The following is a 3,827-nucleotide window of genomic DNA, read 5'->3' as shown; positions in this document are numbered from 1 at the left end:
TCGAAGCCCGGCCAGGCCCCGCCACCGCCCACGGGCACCGCGGCCAGGCCCCGCCACCGCAGCCAGGCCTCACCCCGCCCACGCCATAGTAATTTCGCATGCAATTCCCCTCCGGCATCGTGCTAGTCCGTATCGATCTGCGATGCTGCGTCACTTGTGTTTTTGAATTGCATGCGAAATTGTCTGGCGCTGGCCCTGGCCCTGGCACCAACGCGAGCGCAGCATCCCGGTCCTGCGTTTTCTCGGTGCCCTCCACGCCGGTGGCGATGGGGGTTTTGCGCCATGCGAAGCCCTCTGGCGGTGTGTCGTCGGCGTGTCGGAGGCGCGGATGGCGCAATTCTCCCCGATCGGTGGAGCTGGATCTGCATCTGATGCTGGTGTAACGCCCAAACCGCAGACCACCTCGGTGAAAAACGCTGAAAATGGGCTGTTATTGGCGAAGTGGTCTGCGATTTGGGTACAACGGCGTTTTGGCGTGGTGTGTTGCGCGCATGTGGGCCCCTAAACATGCGCGTTAACACCTTGAACAGCGCACGCAGAAGCGCCCGGGACCAGTCGGTCCCGGGCGCTCCCAACAACAAATGAGCTCCAAAAACTAGCGGAACAACTTCAGGGCGTTGGGCCCAATCATGAATGGCGCCAAGATCATCGACGAGCCGAGGCCCACGCTAAAGCCGGCGAGCACGTCGGTGACCCAGTGGACGCCCAGGTACAGGCGCGTCACGCAGATGAACACGATGAGCGTCAGCGCCGCGGCCCACAGCAGGTAGCGCAGACGGCGGCCGAGGCGCGTCGTCGTCAGGACCAGCACCAGGGACACGAACAGCGCGGTCACGGCCGTCGCGTGACCCGATGGGAACGAGTAGCCGTCCTCGGTGATCAGGCGTAGCGCCTCCTCGGGACGGGGACGCTCGTACAGGTGCTTGATGATGAAGCTGTTTGCGGCCGAAAACACCACGGAACACAGGATGTACAGGGCATTCATGACCTTCTTGATGAACCACCACACGGCGCCCGCCACGACCAGCGCCACGACGACCGCGCGCTTGGGGTCGAAGAGCCACGACGCACCCGTCATGAACGAGTTCATCGCCGGCGTGCGCGACGCGACGAAGTCAGACCACACCGTGGTGTCGATTGGCAGGGGACTCGTGATGAATCCGCCCGCGACGGCGACAGCCGCGACGAGGAGAAACCCGATGATCACGGGGGGAGTCAGAAGGCGACGAGCAATCATAGTGAAATCCTACCGTAGTGTCAGTCGTTGGCGCCGTACTCGTAGACCCAGCGCCCGGCTCGGCGTGAGAAGCGTGAATGCTCCCGCATCTGCCCGGATTCGCCAGTCGATACGTCCCGCCACGAGGCCACGAACGTCACGGTGCCCTCCTCGTCGGAAGGACCCCCGGCCTCGGCCCCCAGGATCTGCAAACCCGTCCACTGCGTCCCCTCCACCCAGTAGGGGGGAGCGGGGCGCGTGCGCGGGTGCCATGTGCGGAACAGGTAGTCCTCGTCGCGCAGCGCGAACGCCGTGTAGCGCGAACGCATGAGCGCCTCGGCGGTCGGAGCCACCTCGCCGTCCAGGTAGCGCCCGCAGCACTGCGCCAGCAGCGCCCCCGACCCGCACGGGCAGGTACGAGGCCGGGGCACGCCAGCGCTCGCAGCGCCGGGAGCAGCGGGGGAGGAGGTCACGCCTGGTCGCCCAGGGACGCCAGCCAGCGCTCCGCATCCAGGGCCGCACGGCAGCCGGAGCCGGCCGCCGTGATGGCCTGACGGTACGTGTGGTCCACGGCGTCACCGCACGCGAAGACGCCCGCGACGGACGTGCGCGTCGACGGTTCGTCGACCGTGATGTAGCCGGCCTCGTCGAGGGCAACCTGGCCGCGCAGGAAGCCCGTGCGGGGCAGGTGTCCGATCGCGACGAACACGCCGTCCACGGCGATCTCACGCGTGGAGCCATCCACCGTGGAGGCAAGGCGCAGGCCGGTGACGGCCTCGTCGCCCAGGACCTCCTCGACGGTCGCGTTCCACTCGAAGGAGATCTTCGGGTTGTTCAGGGCGCGCTCGGCCATGACGCGCGAGGCGCGCAGGGCGTCGCGGCGGTGCACGACGACGACCTCGGACGCGAAGTTCGTCAGGAAGGTGGCCTCCTCCATCGCGGAGTCGCCGCCGCCGATGACGGCCAGGCGACGATCCTTGAAGAAGAAGCCGTCGCAGGTCGCGCAGTAGGAGACGCCGCGGCCGGAGAACTCGTCCTCGCCGGGCACGTTCATGTGGCGGTACTCCGAGCCGGTGGCCAGGATGACGGCGCGCGCGTAGAAGACCTCGTCCTCGGTCGCCACGGCCTTCACGTCACCCTCGAGGTTGACGGCGACGACGTCCTCGTAGCGAATGTCCGCGCCGAACTTCTCGGCCTGCTCGCGCATGTTGTCCATGAGCTCGGGGCCCTGAATGCCCTCCGGGAAACCGGGGAAGTTCTCGACCTCGGTCGTGTTCATGAGCGCGCCACCCGCGGCCAGCTGACCGGCCAGCACGATGGGGGCGAGGCCGGCGCGGGCCGTATAGACCGCAGCCGTGTAGCCGGCGGGGCCCGAGCCGACGATGACGACATCGTGGACGGTGGCGCCCTCGGGAACATCAGCCGACGGGACCTGGACCTCGACGGCCTCGGGGGTCGAATCGGTGTTTTCGGCCGTCACAAGGCCTGGAATCGTCACGAAAGACATGCGTACCCTCCTTAGGGTTACTGAACGGTGAGTTCGGAGATCCACGCCCAGTTGCGGCCGTCCTGGCCCTTGGGCATCGAACGGAACTGCAGCGCAATCGAGTCGGTTTCGACAGGGGTCGGGAGCTGAATTGTGGTCGTCGGAGACAACGCAGAAGTGGCCAGCTCTGTTCCACCGCGCGGGTTCGAGGGATCCGTGACGTTACGCACGACAATCTCGCCGCCGGAGGTGGCCGGGTCCATGGTGAGCGTGACCGAGGAGATGGTGGCCTTCTGCTGGAGCTTGACAACGATCGTCACGGAGGTCTCGTCGCGGAACTGGTTGTTGTCGAACCAGCGCGACGACCAGGACGTCGACGGGTTCGAATCGATCATGTTGATCGCGCGGTCCGGGTGGTCGCCGTCGTCGTTGTTCCACGACAGGACCTGAACCGAGGAGATCACGGGCGTCACAGATTCCGCCGGGGGAGGCGTTGTGGTGAGCGCGGGGGCGGGCTCTTCGCCGGACTCCTGCGCGGCCACGCCGTTACGCAGGGACTGGCCGAGATCCAGGTCGGTGACCGGTCGCGTCGCCATCCACGGACCCCAGATCGCGCCGAAGAGGAACAGAACGACGCCGAAGATGAGTGCGGGTCGCGTCGGATCGATCAGCTTGGCGGAACGCTCGGGTGTGGCTTCCTCCTCCTCGGACGAGGCCGGGGCGGGCTGTGCGGGTGCCGCGGGGATCGGGGGAATGGAGTCCATGACCTCGGTCGGATCCTCGACGGGAGGGGCGGGGATCGCCGAATCGACTGCTGCATGCACGCGGGGAATCTGGTGCGTTACGGGCGCGTCAGCGAGAGGTTCGGGGTGCGGGTAGTCCGCGGGGTTGACCTCGCCGTCGCGCTCGTAGCTGTTGGTCGCGGGGGCCGGCGGCGGGGGAGCCAGCGGGAAGGACGCGGACGCAACCTCGGCGCTGTCCGTGGTATCGGTGACAGGCTCCACGCCCAGGGCCGCGAGGGACTCCGCCATCGACACGCTGTCGGGCGCGGGGATCGGGTCCTCGTCGGGCGCGGGGATCGGGTCCTCGTCGGGCGCGGGGATCGGGTCCTCGTCGGGCGCCGGG

3 protein-coding genes and 1 pseudogene are annotated in these 3,827 nt (G+C 67.4%); all 4 read right to left on the bottom strand.

What is annotated here, in order from left to right; all coding sequences use genetic code 11:
* Window positions 1–595: 595 nt before the first annotated feature.
* Window positions 596–1,237, bottom strand: coding sequence for a phosphatase PAP2 family protein (locus HMPREF1137_RS05180; RefSeq protein ID WP_007589647.1), 642 nt, complete (start codon window positions 1,235–1,237; stop codon window positions 596–598).
* A gap of 20 nt (window positions 1,238–1,257) precedes the next feature.
* Window positions 1,258–1,689: a YchJ family protein gene (locus HMPREF1137_RS05175; RefSeq protein WP_007589650.1), complete on the bottom strand. Its 432-nt coding sequence runs from the start codon at window positions 1,687–1,689 to the stop codon at window positions 1,258–1,260.
* Entirely contained in the window at window positions 1,686–2,723 is a 1,038-nt protein-coding gene (trxB, locus tag HMPREF1137_RS05170) for a thioredoxin-disulfide reductase (protein WP_007589649.1), read from the bottom strand. The genes HMPREF1137_RS05175 and trxB overlap by 4 nt, the downstream gene beginning before the upstream one ends.
* 17 nt (window positions 2,724–2,740) lie before the next feature.
* Window positions 2,741–3,827: pseudogene (locus HMPREF1137_RS10390) on the bottom strand (hypothetical protein); the annotation flags it as partial.

It is taken from the genome of Actinomyces sp. ICM39 (genome assembly GCF_000282935.1).
In the GTDB taxonomy this organism is placed as follows: domain Bacteria; phylum Actinomycetota; class Actinomycetes; order Actinomycetales; family Actinomycetaceae; genus Pauljensenia; species Pauljensenia odontolytica_B.
The sequence above is the reverse complement of the archived record's forward strand: the minus strand, read 5'-3'. Positions and strand labels throughout refer to the sequence as shown.